This is a genomic window from Mycobacterium sp. Marseille-P9652 (assembly GCF_902652685.1).
Lineage (GTDB): Bacteria > Actinomycetota > Actinomycetes > Mycobacteriales > Mycobacteriaceae > Mycobacterium.
This window is the reverse complement of record NZ_CACRUY010000022.1, coordinates 1-25,224: the sequence shown is the minus strand read 5'-3', so window position 1 is coordinate 25,224 and position 25,224 is coordinate 1. Positions and strand designations below refer to the sequence as shown.

The window sequence follows — 25,224 nt, the reverse complement described above, 5'->3', positions numbered from 1 at the left end:
CGATACCGAAGTTCACTTCTCCAACGTGAATTGGTTGCAGTCGACGTAACCCATGCGGAACACCTTGGCGCACCCGGTCAGGTATTTCATGTACATGTCGTAGACCTCTTGGGACTGGATCGCAATGGCCTCGTCCCTGTGCGCCGCCAGGGCCTCCGCCCAGAAGTCCAGCGTCTTGGCGAAGTCGGACTGCAGCGACTGTATGCGGGTCACCTTGAACCCCACCTTCGTCGCGTGCTCCTCCACTTTCTCGATCATCGGCAGCCGGCCGCCCGGGAAGATCTCGGTGACGATGAACCTCATGAACTTGGCCATTTCCATCGTCAGCGGGATGCCGCGCTCCATGACCTGCTTGACGTGCAGCCCGGTGATCGAGTGCAGCATCATGACGCCGTCGTCGGGCATCGCGTTGTAGGTGAACTTGAAGAAGTCGTCGTAGCGGTGGAAACCGAAGTGCTCCAGGGCCTCGATGACGATGATGCGGTCCACCGGCTCGTTGAACTCGGCCCAGTCGCTCAGCAGCACCCGCCGCGAGCGGGGGCTGTCGATGGCGTCGAGCACCTGTTGGCAGTAGGCGTGCTGGTTCTTGGACAGCGTCAGGCCCACGACGTTGACGTCGTAGCGCTCCACGGCCCGCTTCATCACCGAACCCCAGCCGCAGCCGACGTCCAGCAGAGTCATGCCCGGCTGCAGCCCCAGCTTGTCAAGCGAGAGGTCGAGTTTGGCGAGCTGCGCCTCTTCCAGGGTCATGCCCTCGCGCGGGAAGTACGCGCAGCTGTAGGTGCGCGTGGGATCCGTGAACAACGCGAAGAATTCGTTCGACAGATCGTAGTGCGCCTGGACATTGTCGAGGTTCGACCGCTTGAGCGTGGCCCCCACCCGATTCTCGAACATGATGTCCTCCAGACTGGACGGCCCCGCTTGCTCGATGCCGTTCCCCGGCACCCTACACGCGGCGGGCCGCATCCCCTAAGTACAAAGCCGCGTGCTGACGCTATTTCTCCAGCGTGAATTGGTTCACGTCGATGTAGCCGATGCGGAAGGCGTTTGCGCACCCCGTGAGGTATCTCATATACCGCTCGTAGACCTCCTCGGACTGCACCGCGATGGCCTCGTCCCGGTGCGCCTCGAGAGCCTGTGCCCACAGGTCGAGCGTGCGGGCGTAGTGCGGCTGCAGCGACTGCCGGCGGGTCAACCGGAACCCCGCCTTCTCCGATCGCTCCGCCACCATCTCGATCGACGGCAGCCGGCCGCCGGGGAAGATCTCCGTGACGATGAACTTGATGAAACGGGCCATCTCGAACGTCAGGGGGATGCCCCGCTCGACGCACTGCGGCCCGGTGAGGCCGGTGATGGTGTGCAACAGCATGACCCCGTCCGCGGGCAGCGCGTTGGACGCCATGGCGAAGAAGTCGTCGTAGCGTTCGTGCCCGAAGTGCTCGAACGCGCCGATGGAGACGATCCGGTCGACGGGCTCGTCGAACTGCTCCCAGCCGGCCAGCAGGACCCGCCGGGCGCGGGGGGTGTCCATCGCGTCGAACGACCTCTGCACGTGGGCGGCCTGGTTCTTCGACAGGGTCAGGCCGACGACGTTGACGTCGTAGCGCTCGATGGCGCGCCGCATGGTCGCGCCCCAGCCGCACCCGACGTCGAGCAGTGTCATGCCGGGCCGCAGGCCCAGCTTCCCGAGGGCCAGGTCGATCTTGGCGAGCTGCGCCTCTTCCAGCGTCATGTCGTCGCGCTCGAAGTAGGCGCAGCTGTAGGTCTGGGTGGGATCCAGGAACAGTCGGAAGAAATCGTCCGACAGGTCGTAGTGCGCCTGCACGTCGGCGAAGTGGGGCGTCAGATCCCCGGCCACGCCGTCAGCTCACTTCACGAGCGTGAACTGGGCCACGTTGATCAGCCGCCTGCGGAAGCGCTCGGCGCACCCGGTGAGGTAGTGCATGAAGTTGTCGTAGACCTCTTCGGACTGGATGGCGATGGCGCGGTCGCGGTTGCCCTGCAAGTTGGCCGCCCACATGTCCAGGGTGCGCGAGTAGTGCTCCTGCATCAGCTGAATCTGCTCGATCGAGAACCCGGCGGCTTGCGCGTTGTCGACGATATCGGGCTCGGAGGGGCACTCCCCCCCAGGAAAGATGGAGTCGCGGAGGAATTTGAGGAACCGTATGTCGCTCATCGTCAGGGCGATGCCCTCTTGGTAAAACCAGCGGCGGTCGTAAGTGAACAGGCTGTGCAACAACATCCGGCCATCGTCCGGGAGTATGTCGTAGGAACGGTCGAAGAACGACCGATAGCGCTCCTTGTGGAACGCGTCGAACGCCTCGAACGACACGATCCGGTCGACCTTCTCGTCGAACTCCTCCCAGCCCTGCAGCCGGGCCTCGGCGCGCCGGTTGGTTCCGGTCGCGGCCAGCCTGGCCTTACTGCGCTCGTAATGGTTGCGCGACAGGGTCAGCCCGATCACGTTGACGTCGTACTTCTCGACGGCGCGCACCAGCGCACCGCCCCAGCCGCAACCGACGTCGAGCAGCGTCATCCCGGGCTCCAGGTCGAGCTTGTTCAGCGCTAGGTCCAGCTTGGCCAGTTGCGCCTCTTCGAGGGTCATGTCGTCGCGCTCGAAGTACGCGCAGGTGTAGACCCAGGTGGGGTCGAGGAAGAGCGCGAAGAAGTCGTCCGAAATGTCGTACGCCGCTTGCGAATCTTCGTAATACGGTGTCAGCTCAGCCATTCTTGAGCAATCCTCTCCGCGCAAACCGTACAACCCCGTGAGCCGTTCGTGAAATTCACAGGGCAACCCTAAAGCGCCGACGGTCCGTGCCTCAGCCGGCCTCGGCGAAATTGCTCGAAAGCACGCTGATCAGCCGATCCCATAATTGCTGCGGCAGGTCGTGGCCCATACCGTCGAACAAGACTAGTCGAGCGCCGTCGATCGCGCGCGCAATGGCGCGGCCGCCGAACGGGCGCATCAGCTTGTCGGCCCTCCCGTGGATCACGACGGTGGGCGCGACGGTGCGCCTGTTGTATCCAACGAGGCTGCCGCTGGCCATGATCGCGTTGAAATGGCGGGCGACGCCCCACGGGTAGTAGCTGCGGTCATACCCCTCGGCGGCGTCGGCGCGCACCTGCTCGTCGGTCATGCGGTAGCGCGGGCTGCCGGTGATCGCGGTGACCCGCACAACGTTGTCGATGATCACCTCGCGCGGCGAACTCGGCGGCGGCCCTTTGAGAACCGCCCACAGCGCCCGCGGCGCGGGCGGCGGCAGGAAGCGCCGGTTGTTGCTGGAGAAGATGACGGCCAGCGACCTGGTCCGCCCGGGGAATCGCCCGGCGAAGACCTGCGCGATCATGCCGCCCATCGAGGCGCCGACGATGTGGGCGCGCTCGATGCCGAGGTGGTCCAGCAGGGCGGCGGCGTCGTCGGCCAGGTCCTCCAGCGCGTAGGGCGCCTCGCTCGGCAGGCCGACCCAGAACCGCAGCAGCCGCGGCACCACCGGCTGCCCCCCGGCCGGCCGCGGTGTCTTGCTGGACAGGCCGACGTCGCGGTTGTCGTAGCGGATCACCCGCAGGCCTTGGGCGACGAGCTTCTCGCAGAACCCGGTGCGCCACAACAACAACTGCGCGCCCAGGCCCATGATCAGCAGGACGGCGGGGTCGCCGACGTCGCCCATGTCCTCGTAATAGAGCGTGAGGTCCCCGTCGGGATGCGCCACCGTGGCGGTGCCCGTGCGGACCTCCACTAAACCTCCACGTCGGAGCTGTGCTCGCGGCTGACCTCGACCATGAAGTTGGCGAAGTACCCGGTCAGTTGCGGGTCCGACATCATCTGCCAGCGCGGCGCCAGCAGCTTCATGTACCGCTCGACGTAGAGGAACTGCTTGCCGATCAGCACCAGCTCGCGGGGCAGCTTCACGTCGTAGGCGTCGGCGAGGGCCGACAGCTGCCGGCCGATGTCGGCGTATGACATGTCGCCGAGCGTCTGCATGGTGAGGGGCGTGGCGAACTTCTCGAGGTCCTTGGCGGCCTGCGCCTCGGGCTTCATGGTGCCGACCGCGCCCATGAGCACGACGATCTTGCCGGCCGAGGCGTGGTCCTTCTTGACCAGCAGCGCGTACACCAGCTCGCGCAGCAGCCAGCGGGTGCGCGGGTCGATGCGGCCCATGATCCCGAAGTCGAAGAACACGATCCGGCCCCGTTCGTCGACGTAGAGGTTGCCGGCGTGCAGGTCGCCGTGGAACAGGCCGTGCCGCAGGCCGCCCTCGAAGAGGCTGAACAGCAGGGCCTTCACCAGCTCGGTCCCGTCGAACCCGGCCTTGCGGATGGCGGCCACGTCGTCGATGCGGATGCCGTGCACGCGTTCCATCGTCAGCACGCTTCCGCTCGTGAAGTTCCAGTGCACCTGCGGCACCCGGATGTTCTTGCCCAGCGGGGAGGCGTGCAGGTGCGAGACCCACGCCTCCATGGACTGCGCCTCGAGCCGGAAGTCGAGCTCCTCGGCGAGGTTGTCGGCGAAGTCGGCGACCACGTCCTGCGCCGACAGGCGGCGACCGAGCTTGGCCAGCTCCACGGCCTGGGCGAAGCGCTTGAGGATCTGCAGGTCGGCGGCGACCCGGCGGCGGATCCCGGGGCGCTGAATCTTGACGACGACGTCCTCGCCGGTGTGCAGGGTCGCGTAGTGCACCTGGGCGATGGAGGCCGACGCGAACGGCGTCTCGTCCCACTTGGCGAACAGCTCGGACGGGTCGCCCCCCAGCTCCTCGACGAAGAGCTTGTGCACCTCTTTCGAGTCGGCGGGCGGCACCCGGTCGAGCAGGCCGCGGAACTCGCGGGACAGCGACTCGCCGAACGCGCCGGGGCTCGACGCGATGATCTGCCCGAACTTGACGTAGGTGGGTCCGAGGTCGGCGAACGTCTGCGGGAGCTGCTTGATGACCTTCTGCTGCCACGGTCCCTTGGCCGGCAGCTTGCCGGCGATGCGGGCGGCGGTGCGGGTGACCTGCCAGCCGGTGACCGCGACCCGCGCGGCTTCGATGGGCAACGGCACCCGGTCCAGCTTGGCCCCGTCGCGGTGCTTGTTAGCGCTCATTTGTGCAAGTCTGCCAAATTCGGGCTGCCAACTCCCAATTCGCTGTGACCGCGGTCACGTGCGCCGGACCACCGCCGAGCGTGCATTCACGGCGAAAATACGGCCGAAAGTTCGCCGTGGTTACACGTTCGGCGACCGGGATTGCTCAGGGCTTCCGCCAGGGCTTGACCCAGCCTTCGATCTCCCAGCCTTCCAGGCCGGCGATCAGCTCGTACATGGTGGCGCCGTCGATGGTTTCGCGGACGATGTCGGCGTGACCGGCGTGCCGGGCCAGCTCGTTGATCACGTGCAGGATCACCCAGCGCACCGACCACGCCTTCTGGTTCTTGGGAAACCACGGGATGTCCTGCGGAACGGGCACGGGGGTGTCGAGGTCGGCGGTCTCCACCAGGCGCAGCGACTCGGCGTTCTGGGCCGCGAAGGCGTGCAGCAGCCCGTCGAGCGTCTCGTCGGGCCGCATCACGTGCTGTTCGGCGAACTCCTGCGTGAGCTCTTCGAACGGTCGGGGGTCCTTCGGCGGGGCGTCGGGCGCGGCGGCGACGCGTCCCATCCAGCTGCGCTGCATGGCGGTGACGTGCTTGATCAGCCCGCCGACCGACAGGGCGCTGACCGACGGGGCCGACCGTGCCTGTTCGTCCGAAAGGCCATAGGAGACGGCGAAATACGCGCTCTGGTGGTAGGCCAGGTATTCCCGCAGGGCGCTGCGTTCGTCGGCAACGGGCGGGGCGAGGGCGGGCATGGCGTGATCCTAGAACGTGACCGCCGTAAGGTGCGGGCATGCAGCTGATTTCGGGCAGGTCGACGCAGCTGTTCGTCGGGCCGCCGGAAGCGCCGCTGCAGGTCGCGCGCATCGCCGTCTCGGGGTGTGCGAAGCCGACGCCGGTCCGCGTCGGCGGCGACGGCCTGAGCGGGGAGGCGCTCGCCCGTCCCGGGGACGAGGTGGTCGAGGTCCCCGTCACGGTGCGCGATCCGGTGGTCGGGGCGCGCCGGGCCGCGCGCGTCGACGCCGCGGGCGCGGTGATCGAGTTCGAGTTCACCGTCGCCGAGCCCGGGTGGACGATGTTCATGGTCAGCCACTTCCACTACGACCCGGTGTGGTGGAACACCCAGGGCGCGTACACCAGCCAGTGGACCGAAGACCCGCCCGGCCGGGCCCGGCAGACCAACGGCTTCGAGTTGGTGCACGCGCACCTGGAGTTGGCCCGACGCGACCGCGACTACAAGTTCGTGCTCGCCGAGGTCGACTACCTCAAGCCGTACTGGGACACCCGGCCCGAGGACCGTGCCGACCTGCGCCGCTTCCTGGCCGAGGGCCGCGTCGAGATCATGGGCGGCACGTACAACGAGCCCAACACCAACCTCACCAGCCCGGAGACGACTATCCGGAACCTGGTGCACGGCATGGGTTTCCAGCGTCACATCCTCGGCGCGGACCCCGCCACGGCCTGGCTGCTCGACGTGTTCGGTCACGATCCGCAATTCCCGGGGATGGCGGCCGACGCCGGGCTGACGTCGAGTTCGTGGGCCCGCGGCCCGCACCACCAGTGGGGCCCGGCGCACAGCGGCGGCGTCGAGAACATGCAGTTCAGCAGCGAGTTCGAGTGGATCTCGCCGTCGGGCCGCGGGCTGCTCACGCACTACATGCCCGCGCACTATTCGGCGGGCTGGTGGATGGACTCGTCGGCCACGCTCCAGGAGGCCGAGGAGGCCACCTGCGCGCTGTTCGAGCAACTCAAACCGGTCGCGCTGACGCGCAACGTGTTGTTGCCGGTCGGCACCGACTACACCCCGCCGAACAAGTGGGTCACCGAGATCCACCGGGACTGGGGCTCCCGCTACACCTGGCCGCGATTCGTGTGCGCGCTGCCCAGGGAGTTCTTCGCCGCCGTGCGCGCCGAGCTGGCCGGGCGGGGACAGCAGCCGTCGCCGCAGACCCGCGACATGAACCCGATCTACACGGGCAAGGACGTGTCCTACATCGACACCAAGCAGGCCAACCGCGCCGCCGAGAACGCGGTCCTGGAGGCCGAACGCTTCGCCGTGTTCGCCGGGCTGCTGTGCGGCGCCGACTACCCGGCGGCGGCGCTGGCCAAGGCGTGGGTGCAGCTGGCCTACGGGGCGCACCACGACGCGATCACCGGCTCGGAGTCCGACCAGGTCTACCTCGACCTGCTGACCGGCTGGCGCGACGCGTGGGAGCTAGGCCGCGCCGCCCGGGACAACGCGCTGGCCCTTCTGTCGGGCGCCGTCGATGCGGCGACCGGCGACGTGGTGGTGTGGAACCCGTTGGCGCAGCGGCGCGCCGACGTCGTCACCGCGCGGTTCGACCGGCCCATCGGCGCCGGGGTGCGGGTCGTGGACACCGACGGCGGCGAGGTGCCCGCGCTCGTCGAGCACGACGGACGGTCGGTCACCTGGCTGGCGCGCGACGTGCCGTCACTGGGCTGGCGGGCCTACCGGCTGGTCGCCGCGAAAGAGCCTTGCGGCTGGGAAGCGTTGCCCGGCAACGACATCGCCAACGCGCATTACCGGCTGACGGCCGATCCAGCCCGCGGCGGCGGGGTCGCGTCGCTCACACACGACGGCCGCGAGCTGATCGCCGCGGGGCGCGTCGGCAACGAGCTGGCCGTCTACGAGGAGTACCCGTCGCATCCGACGCAGGGGGAGGGGCCGTGGCACCTGCTGCCCCGCGGACCGGTGGTGTTCTCGTCGGAATCGCCCGCACGGGTGCGGGCCTACCGCTGCCCCATCGGCGAGCGGCTGGTGGTGCAGGGCCGGATCGGCGGGCTGCTGCGCTACACCCAGACCCTCACCCTTTGGCGCGGGGTGGCGCGGCTGGACTGCCGCACCACGATCGACGAGTTCAGCGGCGCCGATCGGCTGGTCCGCCTGCGCTGGCCGTGCCCGGTCGTCGGCGCCATGCCAGTCAGCGAGGTGGGCGACGCCGTCATCGGTCGCGGTTTCGCCCTGCTGCATGACGGCGACCGGTCGGTCGACGCCGCGCGGCACCTGTGGACGCTGGACAACCCGGCCTACGGCTGGTTCGGGCTGTCGTCGGCCGCGCGGGTGCGCATCGGTGACACCGTGCGCGCGGTGTCGGTGGCCGAGGTGGTGGCGCCGGACGAGGCGACATCGGGGCCGCTGGCGCGCGAGCTGATGGTCGCGCTGGTGCGCGCCGGTGTGACGGCCACCTGCAGCGACGCGCGCGGCCCGCGCTACGGGCACCTCGACGTCGACTCCAACCTGCCCGACGCACGGATCGTGCTGGGCGGCCCGGCCCGCAATCCATTCGCCGAAACCGTTCTGGCGCAGGCCGATCCGGAGTACGCCGCCGAGCTCCACCGCCAGCTGGCCGCGACGGGCCGCGCGCGGGTCTGGGTGCCGGCCGAGGCGCCGCTGGCGGCCGTGTGGGTGCCCGGTGCCGACCTGCGCGCGCCCCGCGCCCTCCCGGTGCTGGTGATCGACGGCAGGGACGACGAGAGCCTGCGCGCCGCGATCGCGTCGGCGGTCGACGACCTGCGCGACGCCGAGATCACCGTCGAGCAGCGGGCGCCGGCGGGCACCGACCCGTTCGACGGGCGGACGGTCGCGTTGCTCAACCGCGGCGTGCCCGGCTTCGCCGTCGACACCGGGGGCACCCTGCACTCGTCGCTCATGCGGTCGTGCACGGGCTGGCCGTCGGGCATCTGGATCGACGACCCCCGCCGCACGGCGCCCGACGGGTCGAACTTCCAGCTCCAGCACTGGACCCACGACTTCGACTACGCGCTCGTGTGCGGGGCCGGTGACTGGCGGCGAGCCGAAATCCCCGCCCGCAGCGCGCAATTCGCCCACCCGCTGCTGGCCGAAGTCGCCGGGGAACGCCGGGGCCGGTTGCCGTCCGCCGGGTCGCTGCTGCGCGTCGACCCCGCCGGCCCGGTGCAGCTGGCGGCGCTGAAGGCGGCGGGGAACCCGCTCGCGCGCGGCAGCGCCCGCCCCGTCAGGCCGGACGCGGTCGCCCTGCGGCTGGTGGAGACGGCTGGGAGCGCGACGCGCGTCCGCGTCGGCTCGAACCTCGGCGCCGTCCGCGACCTGCGGTCCGCGGGCCTGCTGGAGGAGCCCGGGGAGCATGTGAGCGAGGTCGGCCTGCACGGCTACCAGGTGGCCACCGTGCTGGCCCGCCTCGAAATCCCAACGCCGGCAACCAAACCCGTGCTTTTGGCCCCGGAGGCCGAGGCTGCGCAACCGCTCTACGCGCGGTATTGGCTGCACAACCGCGGCCCGGCGCCCCTGGGCGGCCTGCCGGCCGTCGCGCATCTGCATCCGGCGTCGCTGCCCGGCGAGCCGGGCGGCGAGGTGCTGGTGCGCCTCACCGTCGCCAGCGACTGCAGCGACGCCACGCTGCACGGCACGGTGACGGTGGTGTGTCCGGAGGGCTGGTCGGCCACGCCCGCCGAGCTGCCGTTCGCGCTGTGCGGCGGCGATCACCGGGAGGCAGGCGTGGCGGTGTCCATCCCCGCGGGCGGGCGGCCCGGGCCGTATCCGGTGCGCGCCCGGCTCACCCTCGACGGAGAGATCCCGGGCGCGTGGCGTCAGGCGGTCGAGGACGTGTGCGTGGTGACGCTCGGCGGCGCGCGGGCCGACCCCGGACCGCTGATCCACCTCGTCGACGGCCCCGCCGACGTCAAAGTGGCCGCCGGCGACACGGCCGCGCTGACCGTCACGGTCGGCAGCCACGCCGGGGCAGAGCTGGCGCTGGAGGCGCACCTCATCGGTCCTTGGGGGACGTGGGAGTGGATGGGTCCGGCGGCGCTCGGCGCGGTCCTGCCCGCCCGCGGCAGCGTCGGGATCGCCTTCGATGTCACCCCGCCGGCGGGGCTTCGGCCCGGCCAGTGGTGGGCGCTGGTCAGGGTGGGCTGCGCGGGCCGCCTGATCTATTCGCCGGCGGTGCGGGTGACGGTGACATGACCGACGAATGGGTGGCGACCGTCGCAGGCGGCGCCGTCGCCGTCGGCGAGGTCGACGCGGCCGAGGCGCACCTGCGCTCCGGGCCGGCCGCCGCCGCGCTCCCCGCGCGCGGCACCAGCGAAGGTCGCCAACTGCGCCGCTGGCTCACCCAGCTGCTCGTCACCGAGCGGGTGATCGCCGCCGAGGCCGACGCGCGCGGGGTCACCGCCGCGGGCGCCCCGGCCGAGGAAGAACTGCTGCCCGATGCGACGGCCCGGTTGGAGATCGGCAGTGTCGCCGCGGCCGCGCTGGCCGATCCCCGGGCGCGGGCGGTGTTCGCCGACGTCACCTCCGGGGTGCGGGTCAGCGACGACGACCTGGCCGACTACCACGCCCGCAACCCGCTGCGCTTCGCCACCGCGTGCCCCGGCCCGCACGGCTGGCGCGCCCCGTCGCCCGTGGTGCCACCGCTGACCGAGGTCCGCGCGGCGATCGCCCGCGACCTGCTCGGCGCCGCGCGCCGGCGGGCCTTCCGGGTGTGGCTGGACGAGCGCCGCGCCGCGCTGGTCCGCCTGGCCCCCGGCTATGAGCATCCCGGTGACCCGCGCCAGCCCGACAACACCCACCGGCACTGATCGCCATGCTTACCCTCTGCCTGGACATCGGCGGCACCAAGATCGCGGCGGGGCTGGCCGACGCCGCCGGCGCGCTGACCTACACCGCCACCAGGCCCACTCCACCCGGGGCCGGCGCCGAGGACGTGTGGGCCGCGGTCGCCGCGAGCGTGACCGACGCGCTGGGTGCGGCCGGGGGTCCCGTCGCGGCGGTGGGCATCGCGTCGGCGGGTCCGATCCACCTGGACAGCGGGACGGTCAGCCCGGTCAACATCCCGTCCTGGCGCGGCTTCCCCCTGCGCGACCGGGTCGCCGCGATGACGCCCGGCGTGCCCGTCGCCCTCGCCGGGGACGCGCTGTGCATGGCGCTGGGGGAGCACTGGCGCGGCGCGGGCCGCGGCTCGGCCTTCCTGCTGGGCATGGTGGTGTCCACCGGTGTGGGCGGCGGCCTGATCCTCGGCGGCGTTCCCTACTCCGGCCGCACCGGCAACGCCGGCCACGTCGGCCACGTCGTGGTCGACCCGGGTGGGCGGCCCTGCGCATGCGGCGGGCGGGGCTGCGTGGAGACCGTCGCGTCCGGCCCGTCGATGGTGCGCTGGGCGCGGGAGAACGGGTGGGCGGCCCCGCCCGGGGCGGGCGCCCGGGAGCTGGCCGCCGCGGCGGCGGCCGGAGATGCGTTGGCGCAGGCCGCCTTTCGGCGTGGCGCCGACGCGGTGGCGGCGATGATCGCCTCGGTGGCGGCGGTGTGCGACCTCGACCTTGTCGTCATCGGGGGCGGGGTCGCGAAATCCGGGCCCCTGCTGTTCGACCCGCTGCGCACGGCGCTGGCCTCCTACGCCGGCCTGGACTTCCTGGCGGGCCTGCGCGTCGCGCCGGCCGAGCTCGGCGGCGACGCCGGTCTCGTGGGTGCGGCCCGCCTGGCGACGATCGGCCCGCCGCCGGCATAACGCGACGGTTTTGGCCGGGCGCGCCGGTCACGCTATCCTGGGTGCCGATCCACCGAAGACCGTCGGTCACCGAGAAATCGGTCGAAGGCCCGGGAGCATCCCGGCGGCCCACGCAGGAGGACGAGGCATCAGCGCCGGCTTGCCCGGCGCGTCTTCACGCCCCGGCCGTTTCCTGCGCCGGGGCGTTCGTCGTTCTCCGGTCGGTCGAGACGACACGTCGAGGAAAGACTTTCACCCCCAGGAGGTGTGCATGGCCAGGGCTGATAAGGCCACCGCCGTCGCAGACATCACGGAGCAGTTCAGGAATTCCACCGCGACCCTGGTCACCGAATACCGTGGCCTGACGGTGGCGAACCTCGCCGAGCTGCGCCGTTCGCTGAACGGCTCGGCCACCTACTCGGTGGCCAAGAACACGCTGATCAAGCGTGCCGCCACGGAGGCCGGCGTCGAGGGGCTCGACGAGCTGTTCGCCGGCCCGACGGCCATCGCGTTCGTCACCGGTGAGCCGGTGGACGCGGCCAAGGCCATCAAGAACTTCGCCCGCGAGCACAAGGCCCTGGTCATCAAGGGCGGCTACATGGACGGCCACCCGCTGACGGTGTCCGAGGTGGAGCGCATCGCCGACCTGGAGTCGCGCGAGGTGCTGCTGGCGAAGCTGGCCGGTGCGATGAAGGGCAACCTCGCCAAGGCGGCCGGCCTGTTCGCCGCCCCGGCCTCGCAGATGGCCCGGCTCGCGGCCGCGCTGCAGGAGAAGAAGGCAACAGAAGCTCCTGCACCGGCCGCCGAAGCACCGGCCGAAGCCCCCGCCGAAGCATCCGCCGAGGCGCCCACCGAAGCATCCGCCGAGGCGCCCGCCGAAGCACCGGCAGAAGCCGAATAAACCCCACCCAAACCAGGAAGGACCCACACCATGGCAAAGATGTCCAGCGACGAACTGCTCGACGCGTTCAAGGAGATGACCCTGCTCGAGCTCTCTGACTTCGTCAAGAAGTTCGAGGAGACCTTCGAGGTCACCGCGGCCGCCCCGGTCGCCGTTGCCGCGGCCGGCCCGGCCGGCGGCGGCGCGCCCGCCGAGGCCGCCGAGGAGCAGTCCGAGTTCGACGTCATCCTCGAGGGCGCCGGCGACAAGAAGATCGGTGTCATCAAGGTGGTCCGCGAGATCGTCTCCGGCCTGGGCCTGAAGGAGGCCAAGGACCTCGTCGACGGCGCCCCCAAGCCGCTGCTGGAGAAGGTCACCAAGGAGGCCGCCGACGAGGCCAAGGCCAAGCTCGAGGCCGCCGGCGCCAGCGTCACCGTCAAGTAAGTCACGCCGCGAAAACCCCCGGAACGCCTGCGTTCCGGGGGTTTCGTGCGCTCAGCCGCCAGCCGCGGCCAGCCGCGACCGCTCCACCAGATCGGGCGAATCGCCAAGCGCCACAAGTAGATTCGACCTCATCGCGTCGAGCACCGGCGCGACAGCCGCGCCGTCGTCGCCGTAGAAGCCGCCCAGTTCGAGCATGACGAACCCGTGCAGCATCGCCCAGAACTGTGCGGCCGTCGCAACCACGGTGGCGTCGTCGTCGGCTGACCCGACGGTGATCCGCCCCGCGCGCATGCAGCGCTGCACCGCGCGCACCAGGCGCGCGAAGCTGGGGATGTGCCGCTCGATCTCGGCGACCGGCAGACCCAGGATGTTGCCCGCCGGCGCGTTGATGCCGTGGGCGCTGGTGCTGCCGAACATCAGTCGATACAGGTGCGGGCGCCCGATCGCGTAGCGCCGGTACGCGGCGCCCAGCGCGAACAGGTCGGCGACGGGGTCGGCGCTCTCCGGGTTCGTGAGCGCGGCGTCGAGCTGGCGGAATCCCTCGTCGGCGAGCTCGGCGACCAGGCCCCGCATCCCGCCGAAATGGGTGTAGACCGCCATCGTCGACGTGCCGGCCGCGCCGGCGATCTTCCGCGTCTGCAGCGCGTCGGGGCCGTGCTCGTGCAGCAGGTCGACGGCGGCGCGCAGCATTTCGTCACGGACGCTGCGCTCCAGCGGAGGGGTCAAACCAGAAACCATCTCAGAAGCCATCGTTGCCATTTTCGCATTCGGGGCGTAGGTTAGCTATAACGCTGTAATAACGATGTTATAGGAGCTCAGACGTGACGTCCATGCAAACCGCCGAAACCGCCAACCCCTACCTGGAGGGCTTCCTGGCGCCCGTGGACGCCGAAGTGACCGCCACCGACCTGCCGGTCACCGGCCACCTTCCCGAACACCTGGACGGGCGCTACCTGCGCAACGGCCCCAACCCCGCCGCCGAGGTCGACCCGGCCACCTATCACTGGTTCAGCGGGGACGGCATGGTGCACGGCGTGGCGCTGCGCGACGGCAAGGCGCGCTGGTACCGCAACCGCTGGGTGCGCAGCCTGTCCGTGTGCGCCACGCTGGGTGAGCCGGCGCCGCGCCGGCTCGACCCCCGGGCCGGCATCGTGTCGATGGGGGCCAACACCAACGTGCTGACCCACGCCGGACGGACCCTCGCGCTGGTCGAGGGCGGTGTCGCCAACTACGAACTCACCGACGACCTGGACACCGTCGGGACCTGCGACTTCGACGGCACCCTGTACGGCGGCTACACGGCCCACCCGCACCGCGACCCCCGCACCGGTGAACTGCACGCCGTCTCCTACTCCTACGCCCGCGGCCGCACCGTCCAGTACTCGGTGATCGACACCCGGGGCCGGGCCCGCCGCACGGTCGACATCGAGGTGTCGGGGTCCCCGATGATGCACGACTTCTCGTTGACGGAGAAATACGTCGTCATCTACGACCTGCCGGTCACGTTCGACCCCGTGCAGGTGCTGCCGGTGAACGCGCCGCGCTGGCTGAGCGTTCCGGCCCGGCTGGCGCTGCAGTCGCTGATCGGACGGGTCCGCGTGCCGGATCCGATCACCGCGATGATGAACCGCAACCCCAAGCACTCCGACCGGATGCCCTACTCGTGGAACCCCCGCTACCCGGCGCGCATCGGCGTGATGCCGCGCGAGGGCCACGGGAGCAATGCGGGCAAGGATGCCATCCGCTGGTTCGAGATCGAACCGTGCTACGTCTACCACCCGCTCAACGCCTACTCCGAGATGCGGGACGGCCACGAGTTTTTGGTGCTCGACGTCGTGAGCTACGAGCGGATGTTCGACCGCGACCGGCACGGCCCCGGCGACTGCCCGCCCACCCTGGACCGCTGGACGATCAACCTGACGACCGGCGCGGTGAGCGCCGAGCGACGCGACGACCGGCCCCAGGAGTTCCCGCGAATCGACGAGGGCCGGCTGGGGTCCAGGCACCGCTTCGGGTACACCGTCGGCTTCGGCTACCTCGGCGACGGGAAGTCGGGCTCGTCGACGTCGTTGTACAAGCACGATTACGAGACCGGCTCCTGCGAAACCGCATCGCTCGACCCGGATCTGCGCATCGGGGAGATGTCCTTCGTGCCCAACCCGTCAGCCCGGGCCGAGGACGACGGCGTCCTGATGGGTTACGGCTATCACGGCGGCCGGGACGAGGGCCAGCTGCTGGTGGTGGACGCCCAGACGCTCGAGCCGATGGCGACCGTGCACCTGCCGCAGCGGGTGCCGATGGGCTTTCACGGCAACTGGGCGCCGAGCTAACGCGCGTGCAGTAACGCCCACCGGGCGCGGTGCGCCGTGATCTCGGCTCGGCCAATATTTGCCCGCGGTCCCGTCCAACCCTGATGCCGTTGCCCAACCGTGCGCTACAGTGACTGATGCCACACAAAAGGGCAGGTGGCAGGCGCACGCGTAGACGGAGGGGTCTCCCATGGGCATCGCTATCGAGGTCAACGGACTAACGAAGTCCTTCGGACCCTCGCGGATTTGGGAGGACGTGACGCTGACCATCCCCGCGGGTGAGGTCAGCGTTCTGCTCGGTCCCTCGGGTACCGGCAAATCCGTCTTCCTGAAGTCGCTGATCGGCCTGCTCCGCCCGGAACGCGGGTCGATCGTCATCGACGGCACCGACATCATCGAGTGCTCGGCCAAGGAGCTCTACGAGATCCGCACGCTGTTCGGCGTGATGTTCCAGGACGGCGCCCTGTTCGGGTCGATGAACCTCTACGACAACACCGCCTTCCCGTTGCGCGAGCACACCAAGAAGAAGGAAAGCGAGATCCGCGACATCGTCATGGAGAAGCTGACGATGGTCGGCCTCGGCGGGGACGAGAAGAAGTTCCCGGGCGAGATCTCCGGCGGTATGCGGAAGCGCGCCGGCCTGGCCCGCTCCCTGGTGCTCGACCCGCAGATCATCCTCTGCGACGAGCCCGACTCCGGTCTGGACCCCGTCCGCACGGCCTACCTGAGCCAGCTGATCCTGGACATCAACGCCCAGATCGACGCGACCATCCTCATCGTCACGCACAACATCAACATCGCCCGCACGGTGCCCGACAACATGGGCATGCTGTTCCGCCGCAAGCTGGTCATGTTCGGCCCGCGCGAGGTGCTGCTGACCAGCGACGAGCCGGTGGTGCGGCAGTTCCTCAACGGCCGCCGCATCGGGCCGATCGGCATGTCCGAGGAGAAGGACGAGGCGACCATGGCCGAGGAGCAGGCCGCGGTCGACGCCGGCCAGCACGCCGGCGGTGTTGAGGAGATCGAGGGTGTGCCCCCGCAGATCGTCGCGTCGCCTGGCATGCCGGAGCGCAAGGCCGTCGGCCGCCGCCAGGCCCGGGTGCGCGAGATGCTGCACACGCTGCCCAAGAAGGCGCAGGCCGCCATCCTCGACGACCTCGAGGGCACGCACCAGTACCAGTCCGACCAGTGGGGTCACTGAACCGCGCCACTGGGACCAGCCATCCCGATTTGGGCACCGCCGGGCGGGCCCTCGCCGGGCTGTGCACGGCCGAAGGCGCCGCACGCTAAATTCGCGATAAGTTGGCGTCACGGCGGCCACGTCCTCTTGACGGGGCGGCCGAAACGGGTCAGTCTGTTGGGCAGCATGTGCCGTATCTGTTCAGGGAAATTCGTGATCGCCAGCCAGCGCCGATGTCCCCGGGACGGCCACGATGCTGGGTAGTTGAGGAATGCGCCGTCCTGCGCTATTGTTGGACGTTGCGCTGGCTACTTCCTGCCCACCTCACCCGCCACTTGACACCGTGGTCTTAGTCTGAGCCCCCTTCAGCGGCTCAGCTATTCAGTTGTGCGCGTGAGGTCCGGGTCAGATCGTTCGCCGGCCTAACTGAAGATAATTGTTGCGGCGAACAGTCCCGGCGGGCACCGGCTCTCTTGGGTTTTCGTGAGTCGCACGAGGTGCTGGAAGGATGCATCTTGGCAGATCTCCGCAAGTCGGATCGCCCACAGAGTTCCTCTCAGGGAAGTCCCACAAACGGCAGTTCCTCAAACGGCTCCGTGCCGGGGGCCCCCAACCGAGTTTCATTCGCCAAGCTCCGCGAACCGCTCGAGGTTCCGGGGCTGCTTGACGTGCAGACCGACTCGTTCGAGTGGCTGATCGGCTCGCCCGGTTGGCGCGAGCGCGCCCAGGAGCGCGGCGAGGCCGCGCCCAAGGGCGGCCTCGAAGAGGTGCTCGACGAGCTCTCGCCGATCGAGGACTTCTCCGGCTCGATGTCGCTGTCGTTCTCCGACCCCCGCTTCGACGAGGTCAAGGCGCCGGTCGACGAGTGCAAAGACAAGGACATGACGTACGCGGCCCCGCTGTTCGTCACCGCCGAGTTCATCAACAACAACACCGGCGAGATCAAGAGCCAGACGGTGTTCATGGGCGACTTCCCGATGATGACGGAGAAGGGCACGTTCATCATCAACGGGACCGAGCGCGTGGTCGTCAGCCAGCTGGTCCGTTCGCCGGGCGTGTACTTCGACGAGACCATCGACAAGTCCACCGAGAAGCTGCTGCACAGCGTCAAGGTGATCCCGAGCCGCGGCGCGTGGCTGGAGTTCGACGTCGACAAGCGCGACACCGTCGGCGTGCGCATCGACCGCAAGCGCCGCCAGCCGGTCACCGTGCTGCTCAAGGCGCTGGGCTGGACCGCCGAGCAGATCACCGAGCGGTTCGGCTTCTCCGAGATCATGATGTCGACGCTGGAGAAGGACAACACCGCCGGCACCGACGAGGCGCTGCTCGACATCTACCGCAAGCTGCGCCCGGGCGAACCGCCGACCAAGGAGTCCGCGCAGACCCTGCTGGAGAACCTGTTCTTCAAGGAGAAGCGCTACGACCTGGCCCGCGTCGGCCGCTACAAGGTCAACAAGAAGCTCGGGCTGAACGCCAAGGGCTCCGACAGCCCGATCACGACGACCACCCTCACCGAGGAAGACGTCGTCGCCACCATCGAGTACCTGGTCCGCCTGCACGAGGGCCAGTCGGTGATGACGGTCCCGGGCGGCGTCGAGGTGCCGGTCGAGACCGACGACATCGACCACTTCGGCAACCGCCGGCTGCGCACCGTGGGCGAGCTGATCCAGAACCAGATCCGGGTCGGCATGTCCCGCATGGAGCGGGTCGTCCGCGAGCGGATGACCACCCAGGACGTCGAGGCGATCACGCCGCAAACCCTGATCAACATCCGCCCCGTCGTGGCGGCGATCAAGGAGTTCTTCGGCACCAGCCAGCTCTCGCAGTTCATGGACCAGAACAACCCGCTGTCGGGCCTCACCCACAAGCGCCGCCTGTCGGCGCTGGGCCCGGGCGGTCTGTCCCGTGAGCGCGCCGGCCTGGAGGTGCGCGACGTGCACCCGTCGCACTACGGCCGGATGTGCCCGATCGAGACCCCGGAGGGGCCGAACATCGGCCTGATCGGGTCGCTGTCGGTGTACGCCCGGGTCAACCCGTTCGGCTTCATCGAGACGCCCTACCGCAGGGTGGTCGACGGTGTCGTCACCGACGAGATCCACTACCTGACGGCCGACGAGGAGGACCGCCACGTCGTGGCGCAGGCCAACTCGCCGATCGACGCCGAGGGCCGGTTCGAGGAGTCGCGCGTCCTGGTCCGCCGGAAGGCGGGCGAGGTCGAGTACGTGCCGTCGTCCGAGGTGGACTACATGGACGTCTCGCCGCGCCAGATGGTGTCGGTGGCCACGGCCATGATCCCGTTCCTCGAGCACGACGACGCCAACCGTGCCTTGATGGGCGCCAACATGCAGCGCCAGGCGGTTCCGCTGGTGCGCAGCGAGGCGCCGCTGGTGGGCACCGGCATGGAGCTGCGCGCCGCGATCGACGCCGGCGACGTCGTCGTCGCCGACAAGGCCGGCGTGATCGAGGAGGTTTCGGCCGACTACATCACCGTGATGGCCGACGACGGCACCCGGCACACCTACCGGATGCGCAAGTTCGCCCGCTCCAACCACGGCACGTGCGCCAACCAGTCGCCGATCGTCGACGCGGGGGACCGGGTCGAGGCGGGGCAGGTCATCGCCGACGGCCCGTGCACCGAGAACGGCGAGATGGCGCTGGGCAAGAACCTGCTCGTGGCGATCATGCCGTGGGAGGGCCACAACTACGAGGACGCGATCATCCTCTCCAACCGCTTGGTGGAGGAGGACGTGCTCACGTCGATCCACATCGAGGAGCACGAGATCGACGCCCGCGACACCAAGCTGGGCGCCGAGGAGATCACCCGGGACATCCCGAACGTCTCCGACGAGGTGCTGGCGGACCTGGACGAGCGGGGCATCGTGCGCATCGGCGCCGAGGTCCGCGACGGCGACATCCTGGTCGGCAAGGTCACGCCCAAGGGTGAGACCGAGCTGACCCCGGAGGAGCGGCTGCTGCGGGCGATCTTCGGCGAGAAGGCGCGCGAGGTCCGCGACACCTCCCTGAAGGTGCCGCACGGCGAGTCCGGCAAGGTCATCGGCATCCGGGTGTTCTCCCGCGAGGACGACGACGAGCTGCCGGCCGGCGTCAACGAGCTGGTCCGCGTCTACGTGGCCCAGAAGCGGAAGATCTCCGATGGCGACAAGCTGGCCGGACGGCACGGCAACAAGGGTGTGATCGGCAAGATCCTGGCGCAGGAGGACATGCCGTTCCTGCCGGACGGCACCCCGGTGGACATCATCCTGAACACGCACGGTGTGCCGCGACGGATGAACATCGGCCAGATCCTGGAGACCCACCTCGGGTGGGTGGCCAAGTCCGGGTGGAAGGTCGACACCGCCGGCGGCACGCCCGACTGGGCCGCCAACCTGCCGGAGGACCTGCTGCACGCCGAGCCCGACGCCATCGTGTCGACGCCGGTGTTCGACGGCGCGCGGGAGGCCGAGCTGCAGGGCCTGCTGGGCTCGACGCTGCCCAACCGGGACAACGAGGTGATGGTGGACGGCGACGGCAAGGCGGTGCTGTTCGACGGCCGCAGCGGTGAGCCGTTCCCGTACCCGGTGACCGTCGGCTACATGTACATCATGAAGCTGCACCACCTGGTGGACGACAAGATCCACGCGCGCTCCACCGGCCCGTACTCGATGATCACCCAGCAGCCGCTGGGCGGTAAGGCGCAGTTCGGTGGCCAGCGGTTCGGTGAGATGGAGTGCTGGGCCATGCAGGCCTACGGTGCGGCGTACACGCTGCAGGAGCTGTTGACCATCAAGTCCGACGACACCGTCGGCCGGGTCAAGGTCTACGAGGCGATCGTCAAGGGCGAGAACATTCCCGAGCCCGGGATCCCGGAGTCGTTCAAGGTGCTGCTCAAGGAGCTGCAGTCGCTGTGCCTCAACGTCGAGGTGCTCTCCAGCGACGGCGCGGCGATCGAGCTGCGCGAGGGCGAGGACGAGGATCTCGAGCGGGCCGCGGCCAACCTGGGAATCAACTTGTCCCGCAACGAATCCGCCTCCGTCGAGGACCTGGCTTAACAACTTTCGAAGTCACTAAACCCGCAAGGGGAAAGGGAGTTACGTGCTAGACGTCAACTTCTTCGATGAACTCCGTATCGGCCTGGCCACCGCGGAGGACATCAGGCAGTGGTCCTACGGCGAGGTCAAGAAGCCGGAGACCATCAACTACCGCACGCTCAAGCCGGAGAAGGACGGCCTGTTCTGCGAGAAGATCTTCGGACCCACTCGCGACTGGGAGTGCTACTGCGGCAAGTACAAGCGCGTGCGCTTCAAGGGCATCATCTGTGAGCGCTGCGGCGTCGAGGTGACCCGCGCCAAGGTTCGCCGCGAGCGGATGGGACACATTGAGCTGGCCGCCCCGGTCACGCACATCTGGTACTTCAAGGGCGTGCCGTCGCGGCTGGGCTACCTGCTCGACCTGGCGCCCAAGGACCTCGAGAAGATCATCTACTTCGCGGCCTACGTGATCACGGCGGTCGACGACGAGATGCGGCACAACGAGCTCTCCACGCTCGAGGCCGAGATGATGGTCGAGCGCAAGGGTGTCGAGGACCAGCGCGACGCCGAGCTGGAGGCCCGCGCGCAGAAGCTCGAGGCCGACCTGGCCGAGCTGGAGGCTGAGGGCGCGAAAGCCGATGCGCGGCGCAAGGTTCGGGACAGCGGCGAGCGGGAGATGCGCCAGATCCGCGACCGGGCCCAGCGTGAGCTGGACCGGCTGGAGGACATCTGGAACACCTTCACCAAGCTGGCCCCCAAGCAGCTGATCGTCGACGAGAACCTCTACCGCGAGCTCGTCGACCGCTACGGCGAGTACTTCACCGGCGCCATGGGCGCGGAGTCGATCCAGAAGCTGATCGAGAACTTCGACATCGACGCCGAGGCCGACTCGCTGCGCGAGGTCATCCGAAGCGGCAAGGGACAGAAGAAGCTTCGCGCCCTGAAGCGCCTCAAGGTGGTCGCCGCGTTCCAGCAGTCGGGCAACTCGCCGATGGGCATGGTGCTCGACGCGGTTCCGGTGATCCCGCCGGAACTGCGCCCGATGGTGCAGCTCGACGGTGGCCGGTTCGCGACGAGTGACCTCAACGACCTGTACCGCCGCGTGATCAACCGCAACAACCGCCTCAAGAGGCTGATCGACCTCGGCGCCCCCGAGATCATCGTCAACAACGAGAAGCGGATGCTGCAGGAGTCGGTGGACGCGCTGTTCGACAACGGCCGTCGCGGCCGCCCGGTCACCGGGCCGGGCAACCGTCCGCTCAAGTCGTTGAGCGATCTGCTCAAGGGCAAGCAGGGCCGGTTCCGCCAGAACCTGCTCGGCAAGCGTGTCGACTACTCGGGCCGTTCGGTCATCGTGGTCGGCCCGCAGCTCAAGCTGCACCAGTGCGGCCTGCCCAAGCTGATGGCGCTCGAGCTGTTCAAGCCGTTCGTGATGAAGCGGCTCGTCGACCTCAACCACGCGCAGAACATCAAGAGCGCCAAGCGGATGGTGGAGCGTCAGCGTCCGCAGGTGTGGGACGTGCTGGAAGAGGTCATCGCCGAGCACCCGGTGCTGCTCAACCGCGCGCCCACCCTGCACCGGCTGGGCATCCAGGCTTTCGAGCCGATGCTGGTGGAGGGCAAGGCGATTCAGCTGCACCCGTTGGTGTGTGAGGCGTTCAACGCCGACTTCGACGGTGACCAGATGGCCGTGCACCTGCCGCTCTCCGCCGAGGCGCAGGCCGAGGCCCGCATCCTCATGCTGTCGTCGAACAACATCCTGTCGCCGGCTTCGGGCCGCCCGCTGGCCATGCCGCGACTGGACATGGTGACCGGGCTGTACTACCTGACCACCGAGGTCGCCGGCGACAAGGGCGAGTACCAGGCCGCCGCCAAGGACGAGCCCGAGGTCGGCGTGTACTCCTCGCCGGCCGAGGCCATCATGGCGTCCGACCGGGGCGTGCTGTCGGTGCGCGCGAAGATCAAGGTGCGCCTGACGCAGCTGCGTCCGCCGGCCGAGATCGAGGCCGAGCTGTTCGGCACCAACGGCTGGCAGCCGGGCGACGCCTGGATGGCCGAGACCACGCTGGGCCGCGTGCTGTTCAACGAGCTGCTGCCGCTGGGCTATCCGTTCGTGAACAAGCAGATGCACAAGAAGGTGCAGGCCTCGATCATCAACGACCTGGCCGAGCGCTACCCGATGATCGTGGTCGCGCAGACCGTCGACAAGCTCAAGGACGCCGGGTTCTACTGGGCGACCCGCAGCGGTGTGACGGTCTCCATGGCCGACGTGCTGGTTCCGCCGCGCAAGAAGGAGATCCTCGACCAGTACGAGGAGCGCGCGGAGAAGGTCGAAAAGCAGTTCCAGCGTGGCGCTTTGAACCACGACGAGCGCAACGAGGCGCTGGTGGAGATCTGGAAGGAAGCCACCGACGAGGTCGGCCAGGCGCTGCGCGAGCACTACCCGAGCGACAACCCGATCATCACGATCGTCGACTCGGGCGCCACGGGTAACTTCACGCAGACCCGGACGCTGGCCGGCATGAAGGGCCTGGTGACCAACCCGAAGGGTGAGTTCATCCCGCGCCCGGTCAAGTCGTCGTTCCGCGAGGGCCTGACGGTGCTGGAGTACTTCATCAACACCCACGGCGCCCGAAAGGGCTTGGCGGACACCGCGTTGCGCACCGCCGACTCGGGTTACCTGACCCGTCGTCTGGTGGACGTCAGCCAGGACGTGATCGTGCGCGAGCACGACTGCGAGACCGAGCGCGGCATCGTCGTCGAGCTGGCCGAGCGTCAGGCCGACGGCACCCTGATCCGCGACCCGTACATCGAAACCTCGGCGTACGCGCGGACTTTGGGCACCGACGCCGTCGACGAGGCGGGCAACGTCGTCGTCGCGCGCGGCGAGGACCTGGGCGACCCGGAGATCGACGCGCTGCTGGCGGCGGGCATCACGTCCGTCAAGGTGCGTTCGGTGCTGACCTGCACCACCGGCACCGGGGTGTGCGCGACCTGCTACGGGCGGTCGATGGCCACCGGCAAGCTCGTCGACATCGGCGAGGCCGTCGGTATCGTCGCCGCGCAGTCCATCGGTGAGCCGGGCACGCAGCTGACGATGCGCACCTTCCACCAGGGTGGTGTCGGTGAGGACATCACCGGCGGTCTGCCGCGTGTGCAGGAGCTGTTCGAGGCCCGCGTCCCGCGCGGCAAGGCACCGATCGCCGACGTCACCGGGCGGGTCCGCCTGGAGGACGACGACCGCTTCTACAAGATCACCATCGTCCCCGACGACGGTGGCGAGGAGGTCGTCTACGACAAGCTGTCCAAGCGGCAGCGGCTGCGGGTGTTCAAGCACGAGGACGGTTCCGAGAAGGTGCTGGCCGACGGCGACCACGTCGAGGTGGGCCAGCAGCTGATGGAAGGCTCGGCCGACCCGCACGAGGTGCTGCGCGTGCAGGGCCCCCGCGAGGTGCAGATCCACCTGGTCCGCGAGGTTCAGGAGGTCTACCGCGCCCAGGGTGTGTCGATCCACGACAAGCACATCGAGGTGATCGTCCGCCAGATGCTGCGCCGCGTCACCATCATCGACTCGGGCGCGACGGAGTTCCTGCCCGGCTCGCTGATCGACCGTGCGGAGTTCGAGGCGGAGAACCGCCGGGTGGTGGCCGAGGGCGGCGAGCCCGCCGCCGGCCGTCCGGTGCTGATGGGTATCACGAAGGCGTCGCTGGCCACGGACTCGTGGCTGAGTGCGGCGTCGTTCCAGGAGACCACGCGAGTGCTGACCGATGCGGCGATCAACTGCCGCAGCGACAAGCTCAACGGTCTGAAGGAGAACGTGATCATCGGAAAGCTGATCCCGGCCGGTACCGGCATCAACCGGTACCGCAACATCCAGGTGCAGCCCACCGAGGAGGCCCGGGCCGCTGCGTACACGATCCCGTCCTACGAGGATCAGTACTACAGCCCGGACTTCGGCCAGGCGACCGGGGCCGCGGTCCCGCTGGACGATTACGGATATTCCGATTACCGGTAGTCCGACGACGATGCGGCTCGGTACGAGCCGCTGAGGAGCCGGACCACCGGGGTAGCCGCCCCGCTACTGTCGGCGCACAACGGAAAAGCCCCGGGCCCTTGGGTCCGGGGCTTTTCCGTTGCGCAGCGTGAACGCCACTTGTCAGTTACTCAATCTGCAGATCTGGCGCGCGGGGGATACACCGCTTCGGGGGGTAGCTGGTTGAGGGGGTACTCGTTGCGCGAGAGGACGAACGTGTCTGCAGGCTTGGAGATATCGACATAGTGGTGGCCCTCCGGGATGTCAGAACCAATCATGGACCCCAGCAACACGATGATTTCTTCGGCCTTCGCCGGATCGAGCCGCCACACCACTTGACCTTCGTTGAACTCAACTTCGGCCGCGCCAGGCTCGATGAGGAACTGGTGAATCGTCGCCCCGTGGTCCAGTTGAGCCGAGCCCTGTTGCGCCGCCTGAGTCACCGCAGCCAATACCTCACTTACCCCAGCGTCGTCCATGGCCAGCAACACCGCGTCATCGCCGAAATGCAGCTTCTCGGATAGTTCGGCATGAATCACGCTCATAAGCACCATGCTTTCTCACCGTCAGACAATGGTAATGGGCAGAAGCTGTTGGCCGCTGTGCTGATCTCCAGTGGTCCTTTCGCTTGCGCGGAAACGGGTTAATGACTTGCGGCTGGGCCTTCTTCCCATTCTTGAATGTTGGTTTCGCCGAGCCAGTGCTTGTGGGCGTGTGGAGGCGGGACTACTTCGGGTCCGAAAGGAAGTCCTCCGCCGATCATCGGTCCCTCGCCGAACTTGGGTGTTGGCGGTTCAGATG

17 protein-coding genes are annotated in these 25,224 nt (G+C 68.9%); 9 read left to right on the top strand and 8 right to left on the bottom strand.

All coding sequences use genetic code 11. The annotated features are described in order from the left end of the window. Positions 1-12: 12 nt before the first annotated feature. The 6 genes from mmaA3 to GPY60_RS13650 all read right to left on the bottom strand — a co-directional run bounded on the left by mmaA3 (position 13) and on the right by GPY60_RS13650 (position 5,822). Positions 13-894, bottom strand: coding sequence for a methoxy mycolic acid synthase MmaA3 (gene mmaA3 / locus GPY60_RS13675; protein WP_156688220.1), 882 nt, complete (start codon positions 892-894; stop codon positions 13-15). 100 nt (positions 895-994) lie between these two features. After that, complete coding sequence (gene mmaA2 / locus GPY60_RS13670) at positions 995-1,858, bottom strand: cyclopropane mycolic acid synthase MmaA2 (protein ID WP_156688219.1); 864 nt, start codon at positions 1,856-1,858, stop codon at positions 995-997. Positions 1,859-1,867: 9 nt separating this feature from the next. Further along, entirely contained in the window at positions 1,868-2,728 is an 861-nt protein-coding gene (gene mmaA1, locus GPY60_RS13665) for a mycolic acid methyltransferase MmaA1 (RefSeq protein ID WP_156688218.1), read from the bottom strand. A 91-nt stretch (positions 2,729-2,819) separates the two neighbouring features. Next, positions 2,820-3,737: an alpha/beta fold hydrolase gene (locus tag GPY60_RS13660; protein WP_156688217.1), complete on the bottom strand. Its 918-nt coding sequence runs from the start codon at positions 3,735-3,737 to the stop codon at positions 2,820-2,822. Further along, a complete protein-coding gene (locus GPY60_RS13655) occupies positions 3,737-5,083 on the bottom strand; it encodes an ABC1 kinase family protein (protein ID WP_156688216.1) in 1,347 nt (448 codons plus the stop codon). The genes GPY60_RS13660 and GPY60_RS13655 overlap by 1 nt, the downstream gene beginning before the upstream one ends. 145 nt (positions 5,084-5,228) lie before the next feature. Next, positions 5,229-5,822 (bottom strand): DinB family protein, encoded by a 594-nt coding sequence (locus GPY60_RS13650; RefSeq protein WP_156688215.1) that lies wholly within the window; start codon positions 5,820-5,822, stop codon positions 5,229-5,231. Between the two features lie 38 nt (positions 5,823-5,860). Here GPY60_RS13650 and GPY60_RS13645 point away from each other — a divergent pair, with 38 nt between their 5' ends. The 5 genes from GPY60_RS13645 (at position 5,861) to rplL (ending at position 12,873) form a co-directional block, all read left to right on the top strand. Beyond that, a complete protein-coding gene (locus GPY60_RS13645) occupies positions 5,861-10,030 on the top strand; it encodes an NEW3 domain-containing protein (RefSeq protein WP_156688214.1) in 4,170 nt (1,389 codons plus the stop codon). Then, on the top strand, positions 10,027-10,644 hold the full coding sequence (locus GPY60_RS13640) for a DUF7158 domain-containing protein (protein WP_156688213.1): 618 nt from the start codon (positions 10,027-10,029) through the stop codon (positions 10,642-10,644). The genes GPY60_RS13645 and GPY60_RS13640 overlap by 4 nt, the downstream gene beginning before the upstream one ends. 5 nt (positions 10,645-10,649) lie before the next feature. Beyond that, positions 10,650-11,570 carry an ROK family protein gene (locus GPY60_RS13635; protein WP_156688212.1) on the top strand — a complete coding sequence of 307 codons (921 nt, stop codon included), beginning with the start codon at positions 10,650-10,652 and terminating at the stop codon, positions 11,568-11,570. Between the two features lie 250 nt (positions 11,571-11,820). Then, entirely contained in the window at positions 11,821-12,450 is a 630-nt protein-coding gene (rplJ, locus tag GPY60_RS13630) for a 50S ribosomal protein L10 (RefSeq protein WP_156688211.1), read from the top strand. Positions 12,451-12,480: 30 nt separating this feature from the next. Beyond that, a complete protein-coding gene (gene rplL, locus GPY60_RS13625) occupies positions 12,481-12,873 on the top strand; it encodes a 50S ribosomal protein L7/L12 (protein ID WP_156688210.1) in 393 nt (130 codons plus the stop codon). 51 nt (positions 12,874-12,924) lie between these two features. Here rplL and GPY60_RS13620 read toward each other — a convergent pair whose 3' ends face one another. Beyond that, positions 12,925-13,632: a TetR/AcrR family transcriptional regulator gene (locus GPY60_RS13620; RefSeq protein WP_156688209.1), complete on the bottom strand. Its 708-nt coding sequence runs from the start codon at positions 13,630-13,632 to the stop codon at positions 12,925-12,927. A 62-nt stretch (positions 13,633-13,694) separates the two neighbouring features. On the opposite strand from GPY60_RS13620, the gene GPY60_RS13615 reads away from it, so the two are divergent. From GPY60_RS13615 to GPY60_RS13600, 4 genes are all read left to right on the top strand, one after another. Then, the gene (locus GPY60_RS13615; protein ID WP_156688208.1) at positions 13,695-15,203 is read left to right on the top strand and encodes a carotenoid oxygenase family protein; all 1,509 of its coding nucleotides are present in this window, start codon (positions 13,695-13,697) and stop codon (positions 15,201-15,203) included. A gap of 169 nt (positions 15,204-15,372) precedes the next feature. Then, positions 15,373-16,383 (top strand): ABC transporter ATP-binding protein, encoded by a 1,011-nt coding sequence (locus GPY60_RS13610; protein WP_156688207.1) that lies wholly within the window; start codon positions 15,373-15,375, stop codon positions 16,381-16,383. Positions 16,384-16,958: 575 nt separating this feature from the next. Continuing rightward, positions 16,959-20,411, top strand: coding sequence for a DNA-directed RNA polymerase subunit beta (rpoB, locus tag GPY60_RS13605; RefSeq protein ID WP_231639644.1), 3,453 nt, complete (start codon positions 16,959-16,961; stop codon positions 20,409-20,411). A gap of 43 nt (positions 20,412-20,454) precedes the next feature. After that, on the top strand, positions 20,455-24,405 hold the full coding sequence (locus GPY60_RS13600) for a DNA-directed RNA polymerase subunit beta' (RefSeq protein ID WP_156688205.1): 3,951 nt from the start codon (positions 20,455-20,457) through the stop codon (positions 24,403-24,405). A 149-nt stretch (positions 24,406-24,554) separates the two neighbouring features. Here the strand turns inward: GPY60_RS13600 and GPY60_RS13595 are convergent, their stop codons facing one another. Then, positions 24,555-24,968, bottom strand: a complete 414-nt coding sequence (locus GPY60_RS13595; RefSeq protein WP_156688204.1) for a hypothetical protein — start codon at positions 24,966-24,968, stop codon at positions 24,555-24,557. Between the last annotated feature and the right edge of the window lie 256 nt (positions 24,969-25,224).

Coding starts and splice junctions, on each gene's coding strand:
- GPY60_RS13635 (WP_156688212.1), top strand. CDS start 10,650: ATGCTTACCCTCTGCCTGGACATCGGCGGCACCAAGATCGCGGCGGGG.
- GPY60_RS13655 (WP_156688216.1), bottom strand. CDS start 5,083: ATGAGCGCTAACAAGCACCGCGACGGGGCCAAGCTGGACCGGGTGCCG.
- GPY60_RS13595 (WP_156688204.1), bottom strand. CDS start 24,968: ATGAGCGTGATTCATGCCGAACTATCCGAGAAGCTGCATTTCGGCGAT.
- GPY60_RS13620 (WP_156688209.1), bottom strand. CDS start 13,632: ATGGCAACGATGGCTTCTGAGATGGTTTCTGGTTTGACCCCTCCGCTG.
- GPY60_RS13645 (WP_156688214.1), top strand. CDS start 5,861: ATGCAGCTGATTTCGGGCAGGTCGACGCAGCTGTTCGTCGGGCCGCCG.
- GPY60_RS13640 (WP_156688213.1), top strand. CDS start 10,027: ATGACCGACGAATGGGTGGCGACCGTCGCAGGCGGCGCCGTCGCCGTC.
- GPY60_RS13650 (WP_156688215.1), bottom strand. CDS start 5,822: ATGCCCGCCCTCGCCCCGCCCGTTGCCGACGAACGCAGCGCCCTGCGG.
- rplJ (WP_156688211.1), top strand. CDS start 11,821: ATGGCCAGGGCTGATAAGGCCACCGCCGTCGCAGACATCACGGAGCAG.
- rplL (WP_156688210.1), top strand. CDS start 12,481: ATGGCAAAGATGTCCAGCGACGAACTGCTCGACGCGTTCAAGGAGATG.
- GPY60_RS13610 (WP_156688207.1), top strand. CDS start 15,373: ATGGGCATCGCTATCGAGGTCAACGGACTAACGAAGTCCTTCGGACCC.
- mmaA3 (WP_156688220.1), bottom strand. CDS start 894: ATGTTCGAGAATCGGGTGGGGGCCACGCTCAAGCGGTCGAACCTCGAC.
- mmaA1 (WP_156688218.1), bottom strand. CDS start 2,728: ATGGCTGAGCTGACACCGTATTACGAAGATTCGCAAGCGGCGTACGAC.